The 24,154-nt window shown below is 33.5% G+C and carries 27 protein-coding genes and 1 pseudogene; 15 read left to right on the top strand and 13 right to left on the bottom strand.

Annotated features, from left to right (window positions below; genetic code table 11):
- Positions 1-128 precede the first annotated feature (128 nt).
- From QJV49_RS05620 to QJV49_RS05575, 10 genes are all read right to left on the bottom strand, one after another.
- Positions 129-1,271, bottom strand: coding sequence for a site-specific integrase (locus QJV49_RS05620; protein ID WP_104143289.1), 1,143 nt, complete (start codon positions 1,269-1,271; stop codon positions 129-131).
- A 2-nt stretch (positions 1,272-1,273) separates the two neighbouring features.
- Positions 1,274-1,468, bottom strand: a complete 195-nt coding sequence (locus QJV49_RS05615) for a DUF3173 family protein (RefSeq protein ID WP_225512797.1) — start codon at positions 1,466-1,468, stop codon at positions 1,274-1,276.
- A gap of 123 nt (positions 1,469-1,591) precedes the next feature.
- Complete coding sequence (locus tag QJV49_RS05610; protein ID WP_225512798.1) at positions 1,592-2,620, bottom strand: replication initiation protein; 1,029 nt, start codon at positions 2,618-2,620, stop codon at positions 1,592-1,594.
- A 149-nt stretch (positions 2,621-2,769) separates the two neighbouring features.
- Positions 2,770-3,033 carry a hypothetical protein gene (locus QJV49_RS05605; protein WP_086582992.1) on the bottom strand — a complete coding sequence of 88 codons (264 nt, stop codon included), beginning with the start codon at positions 3,031-3,033 and terminating at the stop codon, positions 2,770-2,772.
- Positions 3,034-3,234: 201 nt separating this feature from the next.
- Positions 3,235-3,549 carry a hypothetical protein gene (locus QJV49_RS05600; protein WP_225512799.1) on the bottom strand — a complete coding sequence of 105 codons (315 nt, stop codon included), beginning with the start codon at positions 3,547-3,549 and terminating at the stop codon, positions 3,235-3,237.
- Positions 3,550-3,556: 7 nt separating this feature from the next.
- Entirely contained in the window at positions 3,557-4,885 is a 1,329-nt protein-coding gene (locus QJV49_RS05595; RefSeq protein ID WP_225512800.1) for an FtsK/SpoIIIE domain-containing protein, read from the bottom strand.
- 213 nt (positions 4,886-5,098) lie between these two features.
- Entirely contained in the window at positions 5,099-5,311 is a 213-nt protein-coding gene (locus tag QJV49_RS05590) for a hypothetical protein (RefSeq protein ID WP_225512801.1), read from the bottom strand.
- A gap of 283 nt (positions 5,312-5,594) precedes the next feature.
- On the bottom strand, positions 5,595-5,918 hold the full coding sequence (locus tag QJV49_RS05585) for a hypothetical protein (RefSeq protein ID WP_104143304.1): 324 nt from the start codon (positions 5,916-5,918) through the stop codon (positions 5,595-5,597).
- Positions 5,919-6,028: 110 nt separating this feature from the next.
- Complete coding sequence (locus tag QJV49_RS05580) at positions 6,029-6,229, bottom strand: hypothetical protein (protein ID WP_104143306.1); 201 nt, start codon at positions 6,227-6,229, stop codon at positions 6,029-6,031.
- A gap of 115 nt (positions 6,230-6,344) precedes the next feature.
- Positions 6,345-6,548, bottom strand: coding sequence for a hypothetical protein (locus QJV49_RS05575; protein ID WP_104143309.1), 204 nt, complete (start codon positions 6,546-6,548; stop codon positions 6,345-6,347).
- 183 nt (positions 6,549-6,731) lie between these two features.
- Between QJV49_RS05575 and QJV49_RS05570 the strand changes: the two genes are divergently transcribed.
- The 3 genes from QJV49_RS05570 (at position 6,732) to QJV49_RS05560 (ending at position 9,309) form a co-directional block, all read left to right on the top strand.
- On the top strand, positions 6,732-7,190 hold the full coding sequence (locus tag QJV49_RS05570; RefSeq protein ID WP_104143312.1) for a hypothetical protein: 459 nt from the start codon (positions 6,732-6,734) through the stop codon (positions 7,188-7,190).
- The gene (locus QJV49_RS05565; protein ID WP_104143315.1) at positions 7,180-7,995 is read left to right on the top strand and encodes a hypothetical protein; all 816 of its coding nucleotides are present in this window, start codon (positions 7,180-7,182) and stop codon (positions 7,993-7,995) included. Before QJV49_RS05570 ends, QJV49_RS05565 begins: the two co-directional genes overlap by 11 nt.
- 378 nt (positions 7,996-8,373) lie before the next feature.
- A complete protein-coding gene (locus tag QJV49_RS05560) occupies positions 8,374-9,309 on the top strand; it encodes an alpha/beta hydrolase (RefSeq protein ID WP_259744260.1) in 936 nt (311 codons plus the stop codon).
- Positions 9,310-9,321: 12 nt separating this feature from the next.
- On the opposite strand, the gene QJV49_RS05555 is transcribed toward QJV49_RS05560, so the two are convergent.
- Complete coding sequence (locus tag QJV49_RS05555; protein ID WP_225512803.1) at positions 9,322-9,699, bottom strand: MerR family transcriptional regulator; 378 nt, start codon at positions 9,697-9,699, stop codon at positions 9,322-9,324.
- Positions 9,700-9,776: 77 nt separating this feature from the next.
- Between QJV49_RS05555 and QJV49_RS05550 the strand changes: the two genes are divergently transcribed.
- Positions 9,777-10,145: a carboxymuconolactone decarboxylase family protein gene (locus QJV49_RS05550; protein WP_225512804.1), complete on the top strand. Its 369-nt coding sequence runs from the start codon at positions 9,777-9,779 to the stop codon at positions 10,143-10,145.
- An 87-nt stretch (positions 10,146-10,232) separates the two neighbouring features.
- Here the strand turns inward: QJV49_RS05550 and recF are convergent, their stop codons facing one another.
- Both recF and yaaA read right to left on the bottom strand, forming a co-directional pair.
- The gene (gene recF / locus QJV49_RS05545; RefSeq protein WP_225512805.1) at positions 10,233-11,309 is read right to left on the bottom strand and encodes a DNA replication/repair protein RecF; all 1,077 of its coding nucleotides are present in this window, start codon (positions 11,307-11,309) and stop codon (positions 10,233-10,235) included.
- Positions 11,309-11,671: a S4 domain-containing protein YaaA gene (yaaA, locus tag QJV49_RS05540; protein WP_012898492.1), complete on the bottom strand. Its 363-nt coding sequence runs from the start codon at positions 11,669-11,671 to the stop codon at positions 11,309-11,311. Before yaaA ends, recF begins: the two co-directional genes overlap by 1 nt.
- 197 nt (positions 11,672-11,868) lie before the next feature.
- Here yaaA and yfmF point away from each other — a divergent pair, with 197 nt between their 5' ends.
- From yfmF to QJV49_RS05485, 11 genes and pseudogenes are all read left to right on the top strand, one after another.
- Positions 11,869-13,155, top strand: coding sequence for an EF-P 5-aminopentanol modification-associated protein YfmF (yfmF, locus tag QJV49_RS05535; RefSeq protein WP_225512806.1), 1,287 nt, complete (start codon positions 11,869-11,871; stop codon positions 13,153-13,155).
- Positions 13,145-14,428, top strand: a complete 1,284-nt coding sequence (gene yfmH / locus QJV49_RS05530; protein WP_225512807.1) for an EF-P 5-aminopentanol modification-associated protein YfmH — start codon at positions 13,145-13,147, stop codon at positions 14,426-14,428. Before yfmF ends, yfmH begins: the two co-directional genes overlap by 11 nt.
- A 151-nt stretch (positions 14,429-14,579) precedes the next feature.
- On the top strand, positions 14,580-15,476 hold the full coding sequence (locus QJV49_RS05525) for a RodZ family helix-turn-helix domain-containing protein (RefSeq protein ID WP_225512808.1): 897 nt from the start codon (positions 14,580-14,582) through the stop codon (positions 15,474-15,476).
- 40 nt (positions 15,477-15,516) lie between these two features.
- Positions 15,517-16,089: a CDP-diacylglycerol--glycerol-3-phosphate 3-phosphatidyltransferase gene (gene pgsA, locus QJV49_RS05520; RefSeq protein WP_012898490.1), complete on the top strand. Its 573-nt coding sequence runs from the start codon at positions 15,517-15,519 to the stop codon at positions 16,087-16,089.
- Between the two features lie 259 nt (positions 16,090-16,348).
- Complete coding sequence (locus QJV49_RS05515; protein ID WP_225512809.1) at positions 16,349-16,924, top strand: DUF5626 family protein; 576 nt, start codon at positions 16,349-16,351, stop codon at positions 16,922-16,924.
- A 246-nt stretch (positions 16,925-17,170) separates the two neighbouring features.
- Positions 17,171-18,331 (top strand): Rgg/GadR/MutR family transcriptional regulator, encoded by a 1,161-nt coding sequence (locus QJV49_RS05510; RefSeq protein WP_225512810.1) that lies wholly within the window; start codon positions 17,171-17,173, stop codon positions 18,329-18,331.
- A gap of 313 nt (positions 18,332-18,644) precedes the next feature.
- The gene (gene hisS, locus QJV49_RS05505) at positions 18,645-19,937 is read left to right on the top strand and encodes a histidine--tRNA ligase (protein WP_225512811.1); all 1,293 of its coding nucleotides are present in this window, start codon (positions 18,645-18,647) and stop codon (positions 19,935-19,937) included.
- 23 nt (positions 19,938-19,960) lie between these two features.
- Positions 19,961-20,330 (top strand): annotated as a pseudogene (locus QJV49_RS05500) (HIT family protein).
- Positions 20,331-20,390: 60 nt separating this feature from the next.
- Entirely contained in the window at positions 20,391-22,163 is a 1,773-nt protein-coding gene (gene aspS / locus QJV49_RS05495) for an aspartate--tRNA ligase (RefSeq protein ID WP_225512812.1), read from the top strand.
- Positions 22,144-23,073 carry a YitT family protein gene (locus QJV49_RS05490; RefSeq protein ID WP_029344429.1) on the top strand — a complete coding sequence of 310 codons (930 nt, stop codon included), beginning with the start codon at positions 22,144-22,146 and terminating at the stop codon, positions 23,071-23,073. Before aspS ends, QJV49_RS05490 begins: the two co-directional genes overlap by 20 nt.
- Positions 23,074-23,172: 99 nt before the next feature.
- Positions 23,173-24,048 (top strand): YitT family protein, encoded by an 876-nt coding sequence (locus QJV49_RS05485; protein WP_225512813.1) that lies wholly within the window; start codon positions 23,173-23,175, stop codon positions 24,046-24,048.
- Positions 24,049-24,154: the final 106 nt, after the last annotated feature.

Genomic DNA, 24,154 nt, shown 5'->3' with positions numbered 1-24,154 from the left:
CCCGTTTATTTTCCCATTTTTTTATCTATAAAACTATTAATTTATATATAATGGGATAAAATTTTCCTTATTCATATAATGGTCTCCTAATTAGACAAAGGTAAACCTAAGTAACTTTAATTTTAATATCAATCCAGTAGTCTTTTTATGCTTTCAATTTGCTTAGCAATATTTTCAGACAGTGCATGCCCGTACACCCGCACCAACATCATAATGTCTTTGTGGCCGAGTATCTTTGCCACTATATCCATGCTATAACCATTAGCAAGAAGTACGGAACCATAAGTATGCCGAGCGCCTTTTGATGTAATTACTGGCTCTATATTAAGTTGTTTTAATAATAAGGCTAAATGATTATTGATTGTTGTACTATGAGGAATACCGTGCAATAAAAATGGGTGATAGAATATTAGATTATATTCATTTTCAAATCCAAGACTTTCGACTATAAATTCTTGTGTTTTCTTCAAGTCATTCAATATTGATATATCCGTAAAGCTCAAAGGAACACGTCTTATAGATGTTTCAGTCTTGGAAGGTACAAACTTATTAATATTTGTATTGTAACGTCTATACGTCTTTAAATAGCCATTTTCAAAGTCAATATCAGACCAAGTTAAGGCTACAAGTTCTCCATAGCGTAGTCCTGTATGAAACAAGAAGTAGACAATATAATTATTAATTGATTTTTTATAATCTAAATTATCTTTTAAATACTCAATAATTTTATTGTAGTCTTCTAATGAATGTATATACTTTTCATCTGCTGTTTGCGGTTTAAATTTACTCTGAATCACAACACTTGTAGTGAAATCTTTAATCAGAACATTATCAGCTACTAACATTTCAATTGTCTGCCTAATTACAGAATTAACACGAATAAGAGTATTATAGCTAATTTTGTCATCAGTACCTAGCTTATTCATTATTCTCTGGTACTGGGAGGATTTAATACTTGTTATAGGAATACCGTCAAAATTATTTTTGATGATTTTTCCAAAATAACGATATTTGTAGAGTGTTTGTTCAGAACGCCCACTATGAAGAACCTTTAGGTTATACCATTCTTGATAAAGTGTAGGTAAATCGGTATTCTTGTCAATAGTAAGCCCTGTTTTAAACTCTCTCAATATAGAAAGACCATCTATTGAAGCTTCCTTTTTTGTCTTGAAACCTGACTTAGATTTCAACGTTTTATCACCTTGTCTAATTTCATAAGACCATGAAACACCACTTTTTCCTTTTCTCTGTCTGTACCTAATAGAAGCCATGATTAAAGCTCCATTCTTAAAATTTGAGCAACTATATCCCTTGGCACAACTCCAAGACGTTTATTTGCGTACCATTCATATCCTTGAGTAACTAACTGCTCTTTTGCCAATCTTACTGCCTTTTTTGCTGTAGCAGGCTGCAAATGTAGTTCGGTAACTAATTCATCAGCAGTTATTCCTTGCTTTTTATTTGACATAATTTTTATCCTCTTTCTATGGTATAATTTTTTATAAGTATTTTCTAAATCGTCATTGCCGTGGCGACTTTTCTAGTTTTCTTGATGTATCAATAAAATAACTGGCTAATAATTTATATTTGCTTATAACTTTGGAATATTTCCCGAAAGCATTGAAGTCATAAAATCAAAAAAACTAACCATACAAGGCTCTTGATTGAATATCTCTGTATAATCTAAAGCATTTTGAAAGAATACATTGAGATTTACTTCAGAAATACTCTCAGCTAATTTTTTGTATTTTGCAACAGTTCTTTTATCTGAATCAGCAAATAATTCGGGTTTATTACGTAATGCAAAAAGATAAATTTTTTCGTTAACGCCCAAATTGTTAAACTCTAATCCCTTAAAATTCTCAATAAAGACAGGAACCTTTGCCAAAAAGGGAAGCCCATTTTTTAATTCTTTTTTGATATTACCTTCATTATAAAACTTATATTCTATTCGCCATAGATTTTCATATTGCATATAAATTTCTATCTCCGCCATATCTCCACTATCAAAACGCTCTTTTAGTTTATTGTATGCAGTTAAATGATAGTTTCCCTTAGGGGCTCCAAAATCCATTGTTTCTAATTTCATACCTTTATAGATAGGTCTATACATAACCTTAGGCCAATTGACACGTAGGGAAGATAAATCTCTCTCAAAATCATATGCTAAATGGAAAGTAGATATAGCTATATTCCTCATATATGGAAATAATATGTGGAATACTGAAAGAAAATGTTTTTTTGAGACCTTTGAAGGTGTGAACTCAATCTTCAAAGGGCGCTTATTCATCTTAATTGAAGCAATGGGAGTATATTCTATATACCAGTTTTCTTTATTGTTATCAAAGAATTGCCCTTTATAACTGGATAATTCGCCATCCCTTGTTAAATTTGGTTCAACAATCCCAAAATAATCATAAAGTAAAAAAGTACCATTCAAAATATCTTTATAAAAGTCTTCAGTTACATCGGCAGTTAAACTCAATTTATCAAGTTTTAATCCTACGAAGCCATATCTATAAGAAACTTCATCTTGGAACTGCGAATATGATGGTTTTGACATTTCATGTATCGTTATCGGGCTATTAGAGGGAGCCCGATTTTTAAAATCATCTTTCAAGATTCCTCCAATAATTTTTCATTTTTCGAAAGCACAAAGCACTTTCATATCTCTAAATCTTAGACCAACAATGTCGCTCCGCTGAACCCGCTCTGCTTGCCAGCTCTGCTGGCAGTTCCCATTCTTGTTCTAAGATAAGAGATATAATACTATTTGTTTTTTGTTATCTCAATTAGTTCTTCAAAAGTACCAATTTTACGAGCTTGTAAAACCTCATACTGTGGATTTTGTCCAAACCCAGCATTATTAGCTAACTCTACATCATAAAGACCAGGGGCAACAAATATGTTGCCAAATTTTAATTTGTCAAAGTGCATGCCAAGGTCGCCCCAAGAATCGCGTAAAGTGGCAACTTTGAGCCAGCCTTTTTCCTTTTTAGTGGAAATGGCGAGTACTACAATTATTTCTTTCATATTGAAAAAACCTTTCTTTCAGCTTTTACTGTCAATCAGTTCTTTTTGGACATTAAATTTCAATTTTTCAGCTTTTCAAGCTGACTGCCCACACTCGGCAGCCCCGTGCGAATTGTTCGTACAGTTGATTCAAAAAATCACTGAATCAACTGTACGAACAATTACTTTTAGTTATAAATTTTTATTGTTAGCTGGCTAAGGTTATTCTAATTCATTGTCTACCAAACATTGATAAGCTCTAGTTATAATGCGTAATAAAGCAATATAAGCGGTATTTTTTTCTATCAATGCGATAATTCTTTTATCTGGCAGAGTGATTTCTAGCTTGATATCAGCATGTGTGGAAAAATCTATTTCTTTATCTTTATCAGGATAAAAATAATTAGTAAACCCTGAGAAAAATAACTGCACATCTTCTAATATTTCGAGGATACATTTGTAAGGATTATCATTATACTCAATATCACTCATAAAGCTACCATCAGAGAGCTTAACATTAAACGAAATTTCATACATATAACTTTTACTCCTTATTTAGATACAATTTTAATTGACTTATAAAGTCAAATTGTTGAGTATCTAGAAAGGGACTTTCCCAATACTGGGCTTTTTCTTTCCCTGCTCCTTGTTTATATAGAAACCCTGCCCCTTTAACTTCAATCGGTTGTGGCTCAGGTGTTGCAGAACCGAACACCATGCGATAGCCTTCCGAAGAATTGGCACCTAACGCTATTCTTAAACCAAGATTATCTCGTAAATCAGTACTTAGCGTGTCAGAGCTGACCTGCTGTGCTGCAACAAGCACAAATACTCCCGCAGCCCTACCAAGTAAAATGATTTGTTTAATACCATCCATAACTTCGTTGACCACTGCTTTAGAATTTTTATCCGTTCCACTTGCCTTAAAAGAGCCCATCTCATCAAAGATTAAAAACACTGGCCGAAAATTATGATCTCTAAAGTTGCTGCCGTATATGAAATTTTCTCTCATGATGTCGTAGCGTTCCTGCATTTCTGTGACAGCTAATCGAACAATTCTCGCAATATTATTAGGATTTGTAGCCACTCGCTCATCTCCTAAGTAATACGATAGAGAGCCCAAATCAGAATTTTTAGGGTCAGCTATATAAATCGTAGAATCTCGCTTCAATAACTCTAAAATCAGAAAGCTAATAAATACTGACTTACCTGAGCCTGTACCACCCGCAACAAGGATATGCGGGCACGTTACTGGGTTGTACTTTACACCATAGCCTAAATCAATTTCCAAATCATCTAGACTTTCTTTTGAACTAGATTTTAAAACTAAGCGTTCTGGGCGCTCAATAATAAATTTATATTCAACAATCGCAGGTCTGATTATCTTTTCTTCCAACGGTAAATTAAAGAGCGCTGATATCTCCATATCGAGATTCTCTAGTTTAGAATCAAGGAAATTGCCCATTTTGCAAGCAACAATAATGATTTCTTTCTCAGACTCTGAGATTGTGAAAACTGCTGAAAGAAAAATATCAGAAGTCTCTTTCTCTTTATAGAGCCCATTATTTATGATAAACTCTTGGATCATCAAAAAATTATCCCACCTAGAGATATTATTTTTGAACTCTCTCCGAATTCGGAATATTTTTCCTGACAAATAAAAGAGAAATAACCACGAGGGTAAAATCAAAATATTGTGAATTGCAAAACTGAAGAAGAAGAGTAGGACGATAATGAAAACATACCCAAGAGTTAGACTGCTGAGTTTCCTCTTAAAATCTGGATAGGTTTTGTAAAGAGATATTTCTTGTGGAGGAAGCGGTATGAATAGAGTTATAATCTTTGATAAAAATTTATTGATAATTCTATTCATCTCTTCCTCGTACTTTCCACCAGAAATATTTAATCGACTCCCTGAACGTCCTTATCTTTAAAGCCAAATAAACAAATATTGTACTTAATATGCTCAAAATTAATAATCCAAGAATTGGATAATAGAAAATGTTCCCTTGGCTATTTAGATACATTACTAAATAGCCTAAAAAGGCATCTAATCCTATTAAAATCATAAAATTAAAACGGTTAATCATTTAGTTTTACCTTCTTTCTTTTCTAGCCAGTTATTGAGCAGTACGGGGACTTGTAACAGCAGAACAATCACAGCAAAGATTAATGAGATAATACAGGCTCTAAGAGGGTCAAATGACATTACCTGTATATGACCGCTGACCCCCCCTAATAAAGCGATACAGCCTAGTAAGAAAATTGTTGTTATAAACCAACCATTATTATTTTTCATCTTTTAAATCCTCCTTCAAGAAATTCTAATAACAGATATACAATAAGGCAAATAAATATTGCCGTTAAGGAATGTTCAAAATTAAACCCTCCTAAAACATATCGTACACGCTGGGTAGGATTGTCAGTAAGGATAAAGTAAGGATTTACAACAATTCCAGATAGAAAAGTCACAACGAGAAAACTAAACAGGGTGTAAACCCTAAAGGAACTAAATTTTTTCATATTTATTCTCCGTTCTTTTTAAAAGTTTAGGGGAAGTCCCCCTAAACAATTTAATTGCTCTATTTAGTTATATAAAATGATATATTTCTATAACCGTGGTAAATTTCATCATTCATTAGAGAAATTCTAGACTTATCGTCTTTACGATGTTTTTGTCTATTAAGGAGAATAATATTCTCAGCAAATTTTTTTAGGGTAGGTTCATATATAATTTCGGCTTTTTGTGTTAACTTAGCTAACTCATTCCGTAAAAATTCTTTAGATTCATCATCAAATTCGAATTCTACGGAGCTATCTAGGTTAATTCTTTGTACTCGGATAACACCGTATTTATTAGGCATTTCCATATTTTCGTCGATAAAAATTTCTTTAAATGTTTTCATTTTAAATTTTTCTCCATATTTCTATTTTTATTTTTTGCTAGTTACTATAAAAAAATTGTTGGTGCTCTTGCCTGTTTAGCGTTATTCATTATCTTTTGTTCCCTTCAAACTTATAAATTATCATCATCCAACAATCCGAGTAATGATAAGCATTCTGCAATAGACTCTTCAAGAATGAAGAAGGAATTCGTTCCTTCATGGTTTGGTATGTCAAACTCTTCATATGCTTGATCAATTCCTTCATTCAATATATTCCCAATTTTTTCTAGTAATAGGCTTTGTTCTAAAGCTAAGTTAATTTTTTCTTTCATTTTTCTATCTTTGATTTTTTTATATCTAAAATTTATTTATTAGATGAAAATAAGCCGCATAAAATTTATAAACCAGCTTATTTAGTTTTAATAAAACGGAAGAATATTCTACCGCTTATTTTTTATTATCATTGTTAACCAAGTAGTAGTTAGCAATATGATCAATAACTTGTCCTTGAGTTGGAGCAAATCCGAGTTCTCTAACGAGTTCACCAGCGATAATCTCCAAGTTTAGTTTGGTAGATTTATCAATTACCGCTGAAATTTTAGTAGGTTCTTTAAAAATACTTTCTGCTGGAACAGGTTTACCACGAGCCATAATTCACCTCTCTATTTTTTTAAAATTTATAAAGAATATAAACTTCTTTATCTTTTTTTATTCTACCATTTTATTTTTTTTAATGCAATATAAAGTTGTTCTAAATAGAAATTTTTTCTATTGTTTATGATAAAATAAGTATAATGTTTTTAACTATAAATAAATCTGGGAGACTTATTATGTATGGCTGATGAAGTGACGCTGAGTGTTTCAATTCCAACAGACTTGGAAGGTTATATTACTATACAATGTTCACTATGTAGTGAACTATTTAAAGTGAAGCATACTGATTTTGAAGATGAATCGCAAATTCAAATTTGGTGTCCAAACTGTGGATTAATTCCTGACAGTATGATTACTGAGGAAATAAGAGACCTTTTGTTAAAAACAGCTAATAATTATATGTCGGACTTTCTTAATGACTTTAATACAGAATTGAGCAAAACATTTAAGAAAGGAGGTATAGAATATAAAACTGGTAAAAAAATAAAAAAGGCATCTACAGATCCACTTGTTTCAAGAATAGATATTTTAGAAATTCAAACCTATGAGTGCTGTCATCAAGAAGCAAAAATTAGTCCGAGTTTAAAAATGGAGGGTGGATATTGCCCTTTTTGTGGAGAAATACAAAATGGAAATTAATAAAAAAGAATTAAAAAAAACAAGCAGAAGATTTAGACAAATGGCTTCAAGGGTTCTTAATGCTCATTACAATGAAGTTAATTCTATAATCAAAATGTTTGTAGAATATATTGATAATACACCAATAATTAGAGAATATATTCAAAGTATTTATGTAGAATGTCCTGACTTAAAGAATGAAATTGCTGAGGTGTCTCAAAGCTATGGACGTCGTGTTTTGGGTACGGGTGATACACCAGAACAAGAAATTAGTTCTATTTACCAAATTTTGAAGCTAATTAGTGAAGGTTACCCTGTTCAAATTTATACTCTTGGTTGGGGGTATACATCTTCTAAGAAATATCAAGATATGGTTAAAGAGTTTGGAAATCGAGTTGTGATGCCTTTTGTAAATGGAATTGATGCGTATTTAGCTGATATTGCAACAGATATGGGATATGATGAGGAGAGTAGATTTATGATAAGTGTAAGTGGCGGTCAAGCTCAAGTAAATATTTCTAATGATAACAGTACTTTGAATGCAACACAAAATATTCAAGTAAACCAGTCAAATATTGACAATGTAATTTCTGAATTAAAGGCTAATCTTGAAAAAGAACTATCCGATAATGTGGCACTTCAAAATATTATAATGGATCAGGTTAAACTTATTGAATCCGAAAAAGTGGAAATAAAACCTAAAAAAGAAGTTTTGAAAACATCAATTAATACAATACAAAGTTTATTAAAAACTGTACCAATGGCAGTCGCTGCAGTTGAGAGTGCCAACAGATTATTTGAATCCATAGCACCTTTATTTAACTAGAATAAAATATAAGTCGTGCTTTATTTAATACTGTAGAATACTAATTTTATGTTAAAAAGTCATCTATGTATATTATTCTTTTAGTAGCTACATGAGAAAAACTTTTTTTGAAGTATTTCCCATATTTTTCCCACTTCAAAATAAAAGAAGAGTTTTTTATAAAAATATAATTGCAATAATGTTTGATAGATTAGTGAAATCGATATAAAAAATTCAACTAAATATTATATTTTTGCTTGGAAATGGCACAGTTCTCATCCAAAAGGATATTAATAAATTACAAAAAAGCTCAGACAGCTGGGCTTTTTTGTTTTTGTTACGTAAATGTAATATCATTCGTAGTAATTATTAATAAAAAAATTTGATATAATGAAGCTGATGAAAAAGAGACAGATAAGAAGAAATAAATATAAATTTAAGATTGTTTTCTTTATTTTGGTGGGTTTAATCTTCCTGCTAGGAATAGGAATGTTCTTGTTTCATATCAATGGAACAACTGTTGATAATAAAAATAAGGATAAGGAAACCAGTTTAACAACAACTAGTAAAAAATCGTCTTCAGGAAAGCCTGTGATTTATCCAACGATATATATCACAGGTTCATCAGGGGGGCTTACTCCTCCTGATGCCATGGTTAAGAAGCTTTTACCTATAAAAAACCTACCTGCAGATAAATCTTTGCAAATCATCTCAAATATTACAAAAAATTATGATTTAACAGTTAAAGGAGAAATATCAAAAGATAATCAGTACCCTTTAATTGAGTTTGCAACAGGTAAAGGAACTGGCTCAGGGGAACCTTACTCCGTAGGTTTACAAAAAGCAATTAGCTATTTGAGTGAAAGCTATGATATTCCTTGGGTTAATATGGTAGGATATTCGTCTGGTGGAACTGGAGCTATCTACTATATGATTGATACGGTTAACAATCCGAATTTTCCACCAGTGAATAAATTTGTTTCTTTAGATGGGGAATATAATGAGGGGACAAAATTGCAATATGGTGAGACTCTGACTAATGTTTTAGAAAATGGTCCTTGGGTTAAAACCGAAATGTATCAATATATTGAAGATAATTATGAAAAAGTATCTTCTAAAACTGAAATGATGTTTCTTGAAGGGGATTATGATACTAAAAACCAAACGGATAGTGCTATTCCCTGGGCAGATAGTTTTTCAGTCTATCATCTTTTTAAGAATAATGGGAATGAAATAACTGCAACCTTATATCCGACAAAAACTAGTCATGCACATGCAACCGAAAACGAAATAGCCATCAAATATATCAAAAACTTTATTTATAATACACCATAAAAAAACTCGGAATTAAGATTCCGAGTTTTTTTGAAGCCTTTCATAGTAATGGTGCTTTTTTTGTAAAATAAAATCTAAATGACTTTCTAAATCAGTAATTTGTTGGCGTAAAATTCGCTCCTGTTCAACTAAAAGTGAAATCCGTTGAATAATTGTTGAATCGCCTTGTTCTCTCAAATGAGAATAATTTTGGATTTTTGCAAGAGACATTCCTGTTGCTTTAGCTCTTTTGATAAAGGAAATCCATTCAAGGTCAGCTTCTGTAAACTCTCGATAATTACTAGAGTTTCGAGCAGGTTTTAATAAATCAAGTTCTTCATAATAACGAAGAGTAGCGATTGGAAGTTCTGTCAGTAAAGCTATTTCTGAAATTTTATAAGTTTTAGTCATTTTTTTCTCTTTTTCACTTGCCCTCAAGTTAACTTGAGGGTTTATAATGATTTTATCATAGAAAGCAGGTAAATAAAATGAATAAAAAAGAAATTGGCTTAAAAAATTTAGCGAAAATTGATGGAGCAGCTGCTGAAGTTGTTTTTGATTCACTCAAAGATCTTTCACCAGATTTGAATAATCTGATGCTAGAATTTGCTTTTGGAACGATTTATGAGCGAGGAATTCTCGATTTTAAACAGCGTGAAATGATTACTATCACCAGTTTGTTGACTCAAGGAGGCTGTGAAAATCAATTGCGCGTGCATATTCAAGCTTCGTTAAATGTTGGACTAACGCAAGAAGAAATTATTGAAACTTTTATTCATTGTGTTCCTTATGTCGGTTTTCCAAGAGTTTTAAATGCTATCTTTGTTGCTAAGGAGATTTTTACTGACAGAAAGTAAAAAAGTTACTGATGAAACTACTAGCATATCTGTAAACTGGTAAAGCCGTAACAGCTATCCTATGACAGAAATTCTGTCAGTAACTTTTTATTGCTCTTCTTCAATGGTTCCGGTATTAACATGGAAAATACTCAGATTCTCAGGTAAATTTTTAAGATGATCAAGAGTAGTTGTAGTAATAAAAGTTTGTGTTTTACCTAAACTTGTTTCAATCAAATCAAGTTGACGATGATTGTCTAATTCACTCATTACATCATCTAAAAGTAAAATCGGATATTCACCAGTCTCTTCAAAAATTAAATCAATCTCTGCTAATTTAATTGAGAGAGCAACGGTTCGTTGCTGCCCTTGACTGCCAAAATCAGCGACATTGATCTCATTAATAAAAAATTGTAAATCATCACGGTGAGGACCAGCCGACGTTTGATGCCTAAAAATATCATGGTCTTGTCGGCTCAATAATTCTTTTGAAAAGTCAGTTTTTACATTTTGATTATAAATGATTTTTAAATTTTCTTTACCATGAGTAAGTTGCTCATGGATTTTTTTTGCATGAACTTCAAGTTTATCAATAAAATTTTGTCGCTCAATCATGATTTTATTGCCATGCTCAGCCAATTGTCCGTTGAGAACACTTAAAAAATTTTTATCAATTTTGTCTTTATCAAATTTTAAATAAGCATTCCGTTCCTTTAGCGCACGATTATATCGCATGGAATCATAAAGGTAAACTGCATGAATTTGCCCCAGTTCAATATCCATAAATTTTCTGCGGTTAGCTGGAGAACCTTTGACCAATTCCAAATTTTCAGGTGCAAACATCAAGATTTTTAGTTGACCAATATAGTCGGCTAGGCGATTTTCTTTGAGATGATTGGCTTTTGCGATTCTCCCTTTGGGGCTTAATTGAACTTCAAGTGGAACAGTTGCATGAGCTTTTTCAACGACTCCTGAGACCTTCATTTCTTGTTGTGACCAAGAAATGAGTTCTTTATCGTGACTTGTTCTGTGACTACGAGTGAGTGCTAAAAAATGAATCGCCTCAAGGATATTTGTTTTCCCTTGAGCATTTTGCCCTAAAAAAATATTGAGATTAGGATGAAAATCAAGTTTTAATTCCTCATAATTACGAAAATTTTTGAGTTCAATTTCTTTGAGTTTCATTATTTTCTACCAGGAAAACGTGGTGGAGCTTTTTTAGCTGGTTTTGTAGTCTTGTTTTCCGCGTTCATTTTTTTCACAATAGCTTTAACACGCGCTTCTTCAGCTTTTTCAGCTTCGTGTTCTTTAATCGCATCGGCGTCAGCTTGCTCAAAAGTAACTTTTAAATCAAAAGTTGGAAATTCTAATAAATCTCCGTCACGGAGTTTTTTGCCACGACGATTTTCAGCTTCGCCATTATAGAAAATATTTCCTTCGTTTTCAGCAAGGAAAATTTTTGCTTGACCTCCTGTTGAAATTAATCCAAGTTCTTTCAAAACTTGTCCGAGTGTGATATATTCTTCAAATAAAATGTATTTTTTCATAGTCTTATTTTAACATAAATCTGAAATTTAGTTCATTGGAAATTTAGAAATTTATTGAATAAAATAAGGAAGCTTTAAGATAAAAATTATTCGTCATTTTCGTTAGGAAATCTCACAAAATTGCTTTAGTTTTTGGTATAATAAAGGTTGCCTTAATAACTAGAAAAAGCTTGATAAAATAGGAAAGTGATAGTCAATTGACAGAAATTAAAATGGCAGATGGAGTGATGCTTCATCTCATTAAAGAAAGCAAGTTTAAAACAGTAAGACTAATGGTTCGTTTTCGTGAAGAAATGTCAGCTGACACCCTTGGAAAACGTGTCCTTATTTCTAATATGCTCGAAAGCACTAATGCGGTTTATCAAACCGGAAAAGATTTTAGTCGCAAATTATCTGAAATGTATGGTGCTTCGTTTACGACAGGAGTGGCTAAAAAAGGGAAACAACATTTACTTTCTCTTAATATGAGTATCGTAAATCCTAAACTTGTTGATTTTGATACTTTGGGAGCAGCAGTCGATTTCTTGAAAATTGCAATTTTTCAACCAGATGCTGCGAAAGGTCAATTCAATCCCGAAATTTTCAAAAGAGAGCAAAGAAATTTATTGCATTATTTGGCCTCAATGAATGATGATCGTTCTTATTATGCCAGCCGTCAGTTAGCAAATCTATTCTTTGAAGATGAGAATCAAGCATTACCAAGTGTTGGAACAAGCGAATTGATTGCCAAAGAAAATCCAAAAGCCGTTTTTGAATATTATCAAAAAATGCTGACAGACAATGCCATTGATATCTTTGTCTTAGGTGATGTAGATAAAAAACGAGTGATTGAACTATTCTCAGACTTCAATTTTACTGACAGAACTGTCAGTAAAGAAATTTTTTATCAACAATCACTGACAGAAAAGTCAGCAGTGATAGATGAAAAAGAGGTGGCTCAATCCATTTTGCAATTCGCTTACCAAATGCCAGTTGCTTATGGAGATAAAAACTACCTTGCTTTGCAAGTGATGAACGGACTTTTGGGAGGTTTTGCTCATTCAAAACTCTTTACCAACGTTCGGGAAAAAGCAAGCTTAGCCTATTCAATTTCTTCAACTTTTGATTCTTTCACAGGTTTTTTAAAAATTGCAGCTGGAATTGACGTTGAAAATTATGAAGAAGCCAAAAGTTTAATCTTTGAACAATTAGAAGCCGTAAAATCAGGAGACTTCACAGAATTAGAAGTTGAGCAAACCAAAACAATGTTACGAAATGCTTATTTTGTGGGACAAGATTCGCCGTCAAACATAATTGAGTTAGAGTATGTAAAAGCACTTATTCCAGATAAATTTTTGCCGATGTCTGAATTTTTAAATGCCCTCGAATCCGTTTCAAAAACTGATTTGATCAGCGTTGCAAAATCATTAAATCTGCAGGCAGAATACTTTATGAAAGGATTTACCGTGAATCAGGAAAAAATGGAGGTCAGCCTTGAAAAGTAAGTTTTATGAAAAAATAGGTGAGAGGTTATTTACAGATATCTTGCCTAATGGCTTGACGGTTTATTATCTTCCAAAAGCGGATTACAATCGTACTTACGGCTTGTTCACTACAAATTTTGGGTCACTTGATACAAGTTTTGTCCCATTGGGAGAAAGTGAATTTCAGACCTTTCCAGAAGGAATCGCCCATTTCTTAGAGCATAAACTTTTTGAAAAAGAAGAAGGCGATGTCATGTATAAGTTTGGAGCTTTGGGAGCTCAAACTAATGCTTTTACAAGTTTTTCAAGGACTTCATACCTCTTTTCTACTCGTGAAAATTCTTATGAATGTACAGAACTTTTACTTGATTTTGTCCAAAAACCTTATTTTACAAAAGAAAATGTTGAAAAAGAACAAGGAATTATTCAACAAGAAATCCAAATGTATCAAGATGACAGTGATTGGCGCCTTTTTGCAGGTCTTTTGGAAAAAATGTATCCTGATTCTCCTTTAGCAGCTGATATTGCTGGGACACCGGCGACAATTAATGCCATTACGGCAGATGATTTGTATAAAAATTATGAAGTTTTTTATCATCCTAAAAATATGAATTTGTTCTTAACAGGTCCTTTTGATATTGAGATGATGTCAGACTTTGTAAGAAGTAATCAATCTAAAAAAGACTTTGCTGATTTAGCAGAAATTCAAAGAAAAGAAATTAAAGCGAGCGAACCAATTTCGGGAGAGTGTTTGGAACTTGAAGTTGCCATGCCAAAATTTGCTTTGGGTCTGCGCGGTGAAGACCAACTTTCAAGTGACTCAAAGACCCTATTTAAATATAAATTAGCCAATCAACTTTTTCTCGATTTGCTTTTTGGTAGAACCAGTCAGCGCTATGAAGAGCTTTATAATTCAGGCCTAATCGACGATTCCTTTGGTTTCTCCTTTGATTTGGACAAGAGATTTCATTTTGCAGTGTTGACTGCTGACACAGAAAATCCACAAATTTTAGGTCAAACTTTGCAAGAAGCCCTAAAAAGTTATAAAATAGATAGAGATTTTAGTGAGAAACATCTCAATTTACTCAAAAGAGAAATGTTGGGAGATTATTTTAGTTCATTAAATTCTCTTGAATACATTGCTAATCAGTTTTCATCAGAAATTTATGGTGACTTCACTTTCTTTGATTTCCCTGAAATTATGAAAGAATTAAGTCTATCAGAAATTGAAAAATTTGCTGACCAATTTATTTCTGGAATGAAAAAAGTCGAATTTACAATTCTACCAAAATAAAATATTTCTGTCAGTAAAATAAAAGTCGCTCCAAGTTCCGCAAGAAACTTTGTCAGCGCAATTTCTAAGGTGAGATAATAAAAATCTTCAAAATAAACAAAGAACAGTGATAATTAACAATCGATGTGCAGTACAAAAATGAAGGGAGGATATGTTGACAATCAAAACAATTGGACAAGTCTTGAAAGAAAAGCGAACATCGCTTGGACTTGATCTTTCTGAAGCAGAACAATTAACTCAAGTACAAAAATTATATATCGTAGCACTGGAGACAGATGACTATAAAGCCCTACCAGGTGACTTTTACATTAAAGCTTACCTCAAACAATATGCAGAAAAATTGGGGTTGAATGCAGATAGAATTATCCAAGCCTATGATGAAGGCAAAGGCATTACAGTTGAGGAGAAGGAGGATGTACTAGAAACTTATCATTTTGTAAAACCGAGTGAACGAATAGAGCCCGAAGAAGAAGTGTCGAAAACTTGGCGTCATTATGTTCCAATTATTTCTTTATCCGCAGCGGCATTATTAGTTGTATTAGGAGTTTTTGCGGCGGTAATTATGAATAGACCAGAAACACCTGATTTAATAACTAATGATTATTCTTATTCAAAGAGTACAGTGAGTACTTCTAAGTCTTCTACAAGCTCTACAAAACCATCAGAAAGTAGTACACAAGCAAGTAGTAGTACATCTGAACCAACAATTGCTATCTCAGGCTCAAGTTCGGCAATGATTGCGACAATTTCTAATATTTCTGACCCTATAAAAGTTGATTTTTCAGTTGCAGCAGGACGAACAATTTGGGTTGGCATGACGAATTCCAATGTTCCAGCAACTGGTCAAACATTATCTGATGGAGCCAATAGTCTATCTGCTTTAGTGACAACGGGCGCAGAAAATTCAGTAATTACACTTGGAAGTGTTGAAGGGCTTACCATTACAGTTAATGGAAAAGTTCTTGATTTATCATCACTAACCACAACTGGACCAAATAAAATTACTTTACAAATTAATCGAACTACAAGCAATTCAGCTACTCAATAAATAAAAGCTGAGGCTTATTTTAAGCTGCAAAAGGAGAACTATGAAAGAGAAATTACCTAATCAATTGACAATGGCAAGGATTTTTATGATACCAATCTTTGTGATTTTATTTTATTTACCAGAAGGTGCACATTTTAACGGTTTTGTTTCACAAGACCATAGTTCAGTGATGTGGGTTATCGCAGCAATTGTATTTGCCGTAGCCTCATTTACTGACTGGCTTGATGGATATCTCGCCCGCAAATGGCACGTTGTCAGCAATTTTGGTAAATTTGCTGACCCATTGGCCGATAAAATGCTCAATATGGTTGCCTTTGTTGTTCTAGTTGGACTTCATGTTGTTCCAATGTGGGCTGTTGCAATTATCATTTGCCGTGAGCTTGCGGTTACAGGATTGCGTCTCTTACTGGTTGAACAAGGTGGAGTTGTTATGGCGGCTGCAATGCCTGGTAAAATCAAAACTGCCACACAAATGTTGAGCGTTATTTTCCTTTTCATTGGAAATCCCTTGTATATAGGAACAATCCTCTTTTATGTTTGTGTCTTCTTTACCATTTATAGTGGCTATGACTACTTTGCTAAAAATATGCAAGTCTTTAGAAATGCTGATTAATCATTTCCAAATAGAAAATAAAAAAATCCAAGTAGAAATACTTGGATTTTTTGTTTTGATTAGTCAAAGAAAAAAGTACCCTAGAGGATACGAATTGAAAAAATATAAAAATCAGGTGCTATAATGATTTTAGAAAAAACAAAAGAAAGTTTAGCAGTCGATTTGATTGCATAGATACTCTAAAAAGAAAGGAGGAATGAGTGATAAATGTTGTAAAAGAACATTAGCATTTGTTGTTTCAATAAAGGAGGTAAACAACATGAAATCGAAAAAAATTTTAATAGGTCTGATGACCTCAGTCACTTTCTTAGCTTTTGCAACACCTTTAATTGTTAATGCAGATACTGATTCATCTACTCAAAGTAATAATCAAGTTCCTCAGATAGTAATTGGAAATATGGATAACTCTTTAGTTTCAACTGTTGATGTACTAGATAGTTCAGAGTCTGCGGTTTTTGACCCAACTATATTACCAGTAAGTGGTGCTGTTCAAACCATAAAAGATAAAAATGGAGCAGTATCCAATATTTCTCTTACTCCACTATTTAACCCAAGAACACGCGTTTCAAATGGAAGTTACACAATTAATGCTTGGGGAATTGGTTGGAATGTAACTTATTATATCAATATTTCTAGTAACAAAATAACTTCTGCAAATAATCTTGACTATATTATTGCGATGCCTGTAAACTCGGCAACTGTAACAGTGGATAGTTCTAAACAAGCAACAGCCCGCTTCTCATTTAGTACACCAATTTACAATATCTTGTCTTGGACTGGCTGGGTCCGTGCCACAATTAATAGTTCAAATAATATTGTAATTACAACTAATTAATTATGCTTACATTAAGTTTAGTATTTCTTAGCTTAATCATCTTTGTGGCAGGGATAATTTTTCTAATCGTAAAATTGATATCTAAGATAAAAAAGTCGGGCTGACACTGAAATAGAAAAGGGACCCTTTAAGGGTCTCTTTTCTATCTCAATTCAAATAATTATTCAAAAAAAAAATAAAAACCTCTTGAAAACGTTACATAATAAATATATAATGGAATCATCTTAGCAAAAGAGGGATAGGTAAATGAAACAAAAGTCACAAAAATATGGTAGTTGTTTCAAAGAATTGAGGCAGTTGGCGGCTTTTAAATATAAAGATTTAGAATCAATTATTTCTAAAAATGGAATTGTTAGGTTTGAAAATGGAACTTCTAATATTTCATTTGAGAGATTAGCTGAACTTTTAAAATTTATGGGTTATACTTTGAGTGACTTTATGTATTTATCTGGAGAAAGTCGAGTTGATGAAGTTTATGGGGAAAAGTTTCATATCATTCGCTACCAGCAAGGCTATCGTGATGATTTTTTTATACCAGTTGGTGTAAATCCTGTTCGTTTGAAGCTATTTGAAAGTGGAAAAATTTTGCTACCTTATGATGTGATTGATGCAATGCTTGGACTCATGCATATTCCGGAACAGGATTTTTCTTATATTATCAATGGAAGTAAGGATGATTATTTTGTTCATTATATTAATTGGTTGGATAGGATACAGTTAAGAGAAGAATTTGCTGAAGCAGAAATGATTCAAAATGAAGCACACAAATATGCGAATAATCAAGAAATAAAAGTTAAGATACTTGAAGAAAATTTTGAAACTCTGAACTATAACAATGAGTGGCTTGAATTGCATTCGCAAGAAAGATTGACCAGACAATATACTGATTACCGTGTCTTAGAATTAACTGCTAAAGCTTGTCATCAAATATTAAATGATGAAGAAGTAACAGAAATTGGTGATTTTTTATTTGGAATCGAGCTTTGGCTTGAATATAGTTTAGGAATTTTGGCTTTAAATGCTTGGCAACTCCCTTACTCTTTAGTTTATGCAATAATATCAGATATTAATTTACACGAGAAAGAATATAAAGGTAAATTAATTTATCGGAGTCGCATTGTACAGACTGCCGGGCGATGTGCTATGACACTCATAAGTAGAGGGGAAACCCAAAAAGCAGGTGACTTATTATCAATGGTTCATCACTATGCAGAGGCACTTGATACACATGTCCAAGGACTGTATCGCTTTGCTTGGGCTTATTTAGATTATAGGAATGGAAAAATAGAAGGTCAAAAAGAAATGCTTAGAGTGATTGCCTTATTTGACTTTTTAGAAGTTCCTATTAGTCGCGATTTTGCTCAAAAATATTATAATCGCCATGTTCTTAATTTAGAAGAATCATAGAAGTTAAAATATTTTCTAAATCCTACAAAAGTTGCTTGCTTTGGCTCACTTTTTGCGTTACAATAATAGAAAAGAGAGTGAGTGTTGGTGAAAGCTCATAGGGTTTGTGATAGTGTTTATCGGTGATAACGTTATAATCAATCTGAGGCTCTGATTTTCTAGGAGCAAATTTAGGTGGTACCGTGCAATGATGCACCCTAGAGCGAGAAGCTTTAGGGTGCTTTCTTATGTAAACGGTATCTTTGAAATGAAAGTTCAAACCCAATGAGTAATCATAAAAATCTTTTACTCCCAGTTAACCGAAAGGAAAAAAATGAAACTTCAAAAACCAAAAGGAACAGCAGATTTATTGCCTGCTGAAACTGCAAAATGGCAGTACATCGAAGAAATTGCTCGTGGTGTTTTCAATGATTATAATTTCAAAGAAATTCGGACACCGATGTTTGAAAGCTATGAACTTTTTAGTCGTGCAACAGGTGAAACAAGTGATATTGTTACCAAAGAAATGTATGATTTTGAGGATAAAGGAGGACGTCATATTGCGCTTCGTCCAGAAGGAACTGCCTCAGCGGTTCGGGCTTATATTGAGAATAAACTCTATGCCCCTGAAGTAGTAAAACCAGTGAAGCTATGGTATGACGCACCAATGTTTCGTTATGAACGTCCACAATCAGGACGTTTACGTCAATTTCATCAATTTGGTGTAGAGTGTTTAGGAGTGAAAAATCCAGCAGTTGATGTAGAGATTATTGCAATGGCTGATACACTTTTCCGCCAGTTAGGAATTACTGGTCTTAAACTAGCTCTAAATACACTTGGAGATATGGACAGTCGCATGGCTTACCGTCAAGCATTGATTGATTATTTGACTCCTTTTGAAAATCAACTTTCAGAAGATAGCCGTCGTCGTCTCAATGAAAATCCTTTGCGCGTTTTGGATAGTAAAGAAGCAGAAGATATTGCAATTGTTAAAAATGCTCCAGCTATTTTAGACTATCTCAATGAAGCTTCAAAGGCTTATTTTGAAGAAGTGAAAGCCTTGCTTGAAGCTTTACATATTGAGTACACTATTGACCCAAATATGGTCCGTGGTTTAGATTATTATAATGACACAATTTTTGAATTTATTGTTGATTTTGATGGTAAAGATTTGACTGTATGTGGTGGTGGACGTTATGATGGGTTAGTTGAATATTTCGACGGACCAGCAACTCCTGCCTTTGGTTTTGGTTTAGGAATTGAAAGACTTTTGATGATTGCTCAAAAACAAGAAATTAATTTTATTCCTGAAGAAACTTTGGATGTTTATATTGCTGTAATGGGCGAAAAAGCAAATCTTGAAGCAACAAAATTAGCTGAAAGCCTACGTGAACAGGCCTTTAAAGTCGAACGTGATTTCTCAAATCGAAAACTAGGAGCGCAATTTAAAACGGCTGAAAAATTGGGTGCTGAGTTGATTATTACACTTGGAGAAGATGAGATTCGCACAGGTCAAATCAAAGTGAAACATAATCAAACACGTAAACAAGTAGAAACAACACTTAAAGCTGTTCATGAATCATTTGCACCGATTTTTGAAGAGGTTTATGCGGATGAAGAACTTTAAGTGACTTATGCAGGGGTGAATTGATGAAGGATTGTCCATTTTGTCATATGAAAGATACAATCTTTGAAAACCAATTGGCACAGGCATTTTATGACGCATATCCAGTCAGTGAAGGTCAAATGTTGATTAGGACGAACAAGCCATGTGTCTTTATATTTTGAGATGACCAAAGCTGAAAGAAAAGCAATTGAAGAACTTTTAGACTTATCAAAAGATAATTTAACTGAGAAATTTCATGCCGAGGCCTACAATATTGGCATCAATGTTGGCAAAGCAGCTGGACAAACCGTTTTCCATTGTCATGTTCATCTAATACCGCGCCACCAGGGAGATGTAAAAAATCCAACCGGTGGTGTTCGTGGTGTCATACCTGAAAAACAAAACTATAGTTAATAAAAAGAAAGAGGAGTAAAATTTTACTTTGTGTACTAGAAGAGTAAAATTTACATTTATATGAAACGTACAAATTACGCGGGAAATATTACAGAAGAATACTTAAATCAAACGGTTACGGTTAAAGGCTGGGTAGCCAAACGTCGTAATCTTGGTGGATTAATTTTCATTGATTTACGTGACCGAGAAGGGATTGTCCAAATCGTTGTCAATCCTGAAACAGCAGCGGCTGATGTAGCAGAAGCCGCTGATAAGGCACGTAATGAATTTGTTCTTGAAGTGACAGGTAAAGTTGTTGAGCGCGCAAGCAAGAATGACAAAATTAAAACTGGTGGTATTGAAATTGAAGCGACTGCCATTGAAATTTTGTCTACTTCTAAAACAACACCTTTTGAAATTAAAGATGATGTTGAAGTTCTTGATGATACTCGTTTGAAATATCGTTATCTTGATTTACGTCGTCCAGAAATGCTTAAAAATATCACAATGCGTCATGCGACGACTCGTTCAATTCGTGAATATTTGGATGGAGCAGGATTCATTGATGTTGAAACACCATTTTTAAATAAATCAACACCAGAAGGAGCGCGTGATTATCTTGTTCCATCTCGTGTTAATAAAGGTGAATTTTATGCTCTTCCACAATCACCACAATTAATGAAACAGCTTTTAATGACCGCTGGACTTGACCGTTATTATCAAATTGTTAAATGTTTCCGTGATGAGGATTTACGTGGTGACCGTCAGCCAGAATTCACACAAGTCGATTTAGAAACATCATTTTTGTCAGAAGAAGAAATTCAAGATTTGACAGAAGAGTTAATTGCTAAAGTTATGAAAGATGTGAAAGGAATTGATGTCACTTTACCTTTCCCACGTATGAAATATGATGATGCCATGAACTTTTATGGTTCTGACAAACCTGATACCCGTTTTGAATTGTTACTGACAGACTTGTCAGCACTTGCTAAAACAATTGATTTCAAAGTTTTCCAAGAAGCAGAAGTTGTTAAAGCGATTGTTGTCAAAGATGCTGCTGACAAATATTCTCGTAAGGCAATTGATAAATTGACAGAACAAGCCAAACAAAATGGAGCCAAAGGCCTTGCTTGGGTTAAATTTGAAAAAGGTGAATTTGCTGGTGGCGTTTCTAAATTCTTAGCAGAATCTACTGATAGCTTTGTTAATGAATTGAAATTGACTGACAATGACTTGGTACTCTTTGTTGCTGACAGTCTTGATGTAGCAAATTCAGCTCTTGGTGCGCTTCGTTTAACAATTGGTAAACAACAAGGATTGATTGATTTCCGTAAGTTTAATTTCCTTTGGGTCATTGATTGGCCTATGTTTGAGTGGTCAGATGAAGAAGAACGTTATATGTCTGCTCACCATCCATTTACTTTACCAACGAAAGAAACACAAGCCTTTTTATCTGCTGACGGACATAGCAAAGATTCTGATTTGAAAAAAGTTCGTGCTCATGCTTATGATATTGTTTTAAATGGTTATGAACTTGGTGGAGGCTCATTAAGAATTAATACCCGTGAACTTCAAGAAGAAATGCTGAGCGCTCTTGGCTTTAAATTAGAAGATGCGAACGAACAATTTGGTTTCTTGCTTGAAGCACTTGATTATGGTTTCCCACCACATGGCGGTTTGGCACTCGGTCTTGACCGTTTCGTAATGTTGCTTGCTGGAAAAGACAATATCCGTGAAGTAATTGCTTTCCCTAAAAATAACAAAGCCTCTGACCCAATGACACAGGCTCCATCCATAGTTGCTGAAAAACAACTGGAAGAATTGAGTATTAAACTTGCAAACAAAGATCAATAAAATTCTCGGCGGCCTTCTAGATAGAATTGGACTTTATCAAGTTTTAAAATCTATTGGCGCTGAAAAAATGGCAAATAAATTTTCGGCAGCAGTTGTTTATGCTGTCTTCTCATCATTCGCATTGAACTTTTTCTATCAACCAGGACATGTGTATGCTTCTGGTGCGACGGGAGCGGCTCAGGTTGTTACTGAATTAGTAGCCAGAATAAGTGGTCATAATATCTTACCTATTTCTGCTTCTTTGATATTAGTAAATGCGCCACTGTTCATTCTTGCTTGGCGAGGAATAGGCAAACAGTTCACCGTTTATACAGTAATTACAGTTGTTATGAGTTCAGTTTTCATCCATTTTATTCCAGTGACTCCCTTAACTCATGAGCCAGTTATTAATGCTGTCTTTGGTGGGGCAATTATGGGATTTGGTGTTGGGAATGCTATGAAATCTGGGATTTCTTCTGGAGGAACTGATATCGTCAGCCTCTACATGCGTAAGAAAACAGGAAGAAGTGTTGGAACTTTGGCATTTCTGGTAAATGGTGTGATTATTTTTACAGCCGGAGTTCTTTTTGGCTGGGAATACATGCTCTATAGTTTAATTGCTATTTTCGTTAATTCTCGTGTACAAGATGCAATCTTTACAAGACAAAAACGTCTTCAAGTAATGATTGTAACTAAAAATCCAGAATTACTGACAAAGAAATTAGTGAATCGTTTTAAACATGGAGTAACCATTTTACATGATGCGGAAGGTGGCTATACACATACCAGTCAGACCGTCCTCATGACTGTCATTACAATGTATGAATATCAGGAATTCAAGGATATCATTCAAAAATATGACGAACATGCTTTTGTATCAATATCGGAGAATGTTCGAGTGCTTGGAAAATTTGCGGAAGTAGAAGATTAACTGCTTAGGTTTTACATTGAAAAAAGAAAGATAAAAGGGAGAAAGCCAAAAGGAGGACTTTCTCCCCTTATTATCTGAAAAAATAAAGGAGCAAATAAAATGAAAAGATTTGCAAGAGTACATTTTTTGTACTTGCTTGCCATCGCAATTGGTACTGGAATTTATGCTTTTGGCTTTGTCGCCTTTAATATGGCGAATCACTTAGCTCAAGGAGGGGTCGCGGGACTTTCTTTGATTTCTTATGCTTTATGGCATATTGACCCTTCTTATGTTCAACTTTTAATCAATATTCCTCTTTTGATCATAGGTTATCGTTTTTTAGGAAGAAGAACCTTTATTTATACTATTTGGGGAATTGTGAGTCTAGCCGTTTGGATTTGGATTTTCCAAAGAATCAGTTTCACAATTAATATTGGAAATGATACGCTGATAGCCGCTTTACTCGCCGGAGCCTTTTCAGGTTCAGGAATTGGATTAGTCTTTCGCTTTGGAGGAACAACAGGTGGGACAGATATTCTTGCTAAATTATTTCAAATAAAAAAGGGAATTCCTGTTGGACGAATGCTTTTTATCTTTGACTCCTGCATCTTAGCTCTTTCTTTAAGCTATATTGACCTTAAGCATATGATGTATACTTTGATCGCCAGCTTTATTTCAATGCAAATGATTAATTTGATTCAAAATGGTGGATATACGGTTCGAGGAATGCTTATTATCACAAATCATCATGTGGAAGTTGCTAAAACAATTATTGAAGAACTTGGTCGAAGCGCAACTTATTTACACGGTGAAGGAGCCTATTCAGGGACTGAAAAAGAAGTCCTATATGTTGTCCTTAATCCAAGTGAAATACAAGAAGTAAAACAGATTCTATCGGTAATTGACCCGAATGCCTTTGCTTCAGTCATCAATGTTCATGAAGTTGTGGGAGATTTCGCTCCTAAACGAGGTAGATTTAAAGATTTAAAAAAATAAGATAGCTCATTGAGCTATTTTTTTTAAGATACTTAAGTTAAAAAGGGAGAAGTTTTCAAAAGTTGACTAAATTCTAAATTTAAACTACAATAGGTTTAAACGTCCT

The sequence above is a fragment of the Lactococcus sp. NH2-7C genome (assembly GCF_029953655.1).
Taxonomy (GTDB): Bacteria; Bacillota; Bacilli; order Lactobacillales; family Streptococcaceae; genus Lactococcus; species Lactococcus lactis.
This window is presented reverse-complemented; position numbering and strand designations above follow the sequence as displayed.

Coding starts and splice junctions, on each gene's coding strand:
- QJV49_RS05590 (WP_225512801.1), bottom strand. CDS start 5,311: ATGAAAAATAATAATGGTTGGTTTATAACAACAATTTTCTTACTAGGC.
- QJV49_RS05595 (WP_225512800.1), bottom strand. CDS start 4,885: ATGAATAGAATTATCAATAAATTTTTATCAAAGATTATAACTCTATTC.
- recF (WP_225512805.1), bottom strand. CDS start 11,309: ATGAAACTCAAAGAAATTGAACTCAAAAATTTTCGTAATTATGAGGAA.
- QJV49_RS05620 (WP_104143289.1), bottom strand. CDS start 1,271: ATGGCTTCTATTAGGTACAGACAGAGAAAAGGAAAAAGTGGTGTTTCA.
- QJV49_RS05600 (WP_225512799.1), bottom strand. CDS start 3,549: ATGTATGAAATTTCGTTTAATGTTAAGCTCTCTGATGGTAGCTTTATG.
- QJV49_RS05615 (WP_225512797.1), bottom strand. CDS start 1,468: ATGTCAAATAAAAAGCAAGGAATAACTGCTGATGAATTAGTTACCGAA.
- QJV49_RS05570 (WP_104143312.1), top strand. CDS start 6,732: ATGGCTGATGAAGTGACGCTGAGTGTTTCAATTCCAACAGACTTGGAA.
- QJV49_RS05560 (WP_259744260.1), top strand. CDS start 8,374: ATGAAAAAGAGACAGATAAGAAGAAATAAATATAAATTTAAGATTGTT.
- QJV49_RS05515 (WP_225512809.1), top strand. CDS start 16,349: ATGAAATCGAAAAAAATTTTAATAGGTCTGATGACCTCAGTCACTTTC.
- QJV49_RS05510 (WP_225512810.1), top strand. CDS start 17,171: ATGAAACAAAAGTCACAAAAATATGGTAGTTGTTTCAAAGAATTGAGG.
- QJV49_RS05485 (WP_225512813.1), top strand. CDS start 23,173: ATGAAAAGATTTGCAAGAGTACATTTTTTGTACTTGCTTGCCATCGCA.
- pgsA (WP_012898490.1), top strand. CDS start 15,517: ATGAAAGAGAAATTACCTAATCAATTGACAATGGCAAGGATTTTTATG.
- QJV49_RS05525 (WP_225512808.1), top strand. CDS start 14,580: ATGTTGACAATCAAAACAATTGGACAAGTCTTGAAAGAAAAGCGAACA.
- QJV49_RS05605 (WP_086582992.1), bottom strand. CDS start 3,033: ATGAAAGAAATAATTGTAGTACTCGCCATTTCCACTAAAAAGGAAAAA.
- yaaA (WP_012898492.1), bottom strand. CDS start 11,671: ATGAAAAAATACATTTTATTTGAAGAATATATCACACTCGGACAAGTT.
- QJV49_RS05580 (WP_104143306.1), bottom strand. CDS start 6,229: ATGAAAGAAAAAATTAACTTAGCTTTAGAACAAAGCCTATTACTAGAA.
- QJV49_RS05555 (WP_225512803.1), bottom strand. CDS start 9,699: ATGACTAAAACTTATAAAATTTCAGAAATAGCTTTACTGACAGAACTT.
- QJV49_RS05565 (WP_104143315.1), top strand. CDS start 7,180: ATGGAAATTAATAAAAAAGAATTAAAAAAAACAAGCAGAAGATTTAGA.
- QJV49_RS05550 (WP_225512804.1), top strand. CDS start 9,777: ATGAATAAAAAAGAAATTGGCTTAAAAAATTTAGCGAAAATTGATGGA.
- QJV49_RS05585 (WP_104143304.1), bottom strand. CDS start 5,918: ATGAAAACATTTAAAGAAATTTTTATCGACGAAAATATGGAAATGCCT.
- hisS (WP_225512811.1), top strand. CDS start 18,645: ATGAAACTTCAAAAACCAAAAGGAACAGCAGATTTATTGCCTGCTGAA.
- QJV49_RS05575 (WP_104143309.1), bottom strand. CDS start 6,548: ATGGCTCGTGGTAAACCTGTTCCAGCAGAAAGTATTTTTAAAGAACCT.
- aspS (WP_225512812.1), top strand. CDS start 20,391: ATGAAACGTACAAATTACGCGGGAAATATTACAGAAGAATACTTAAAT.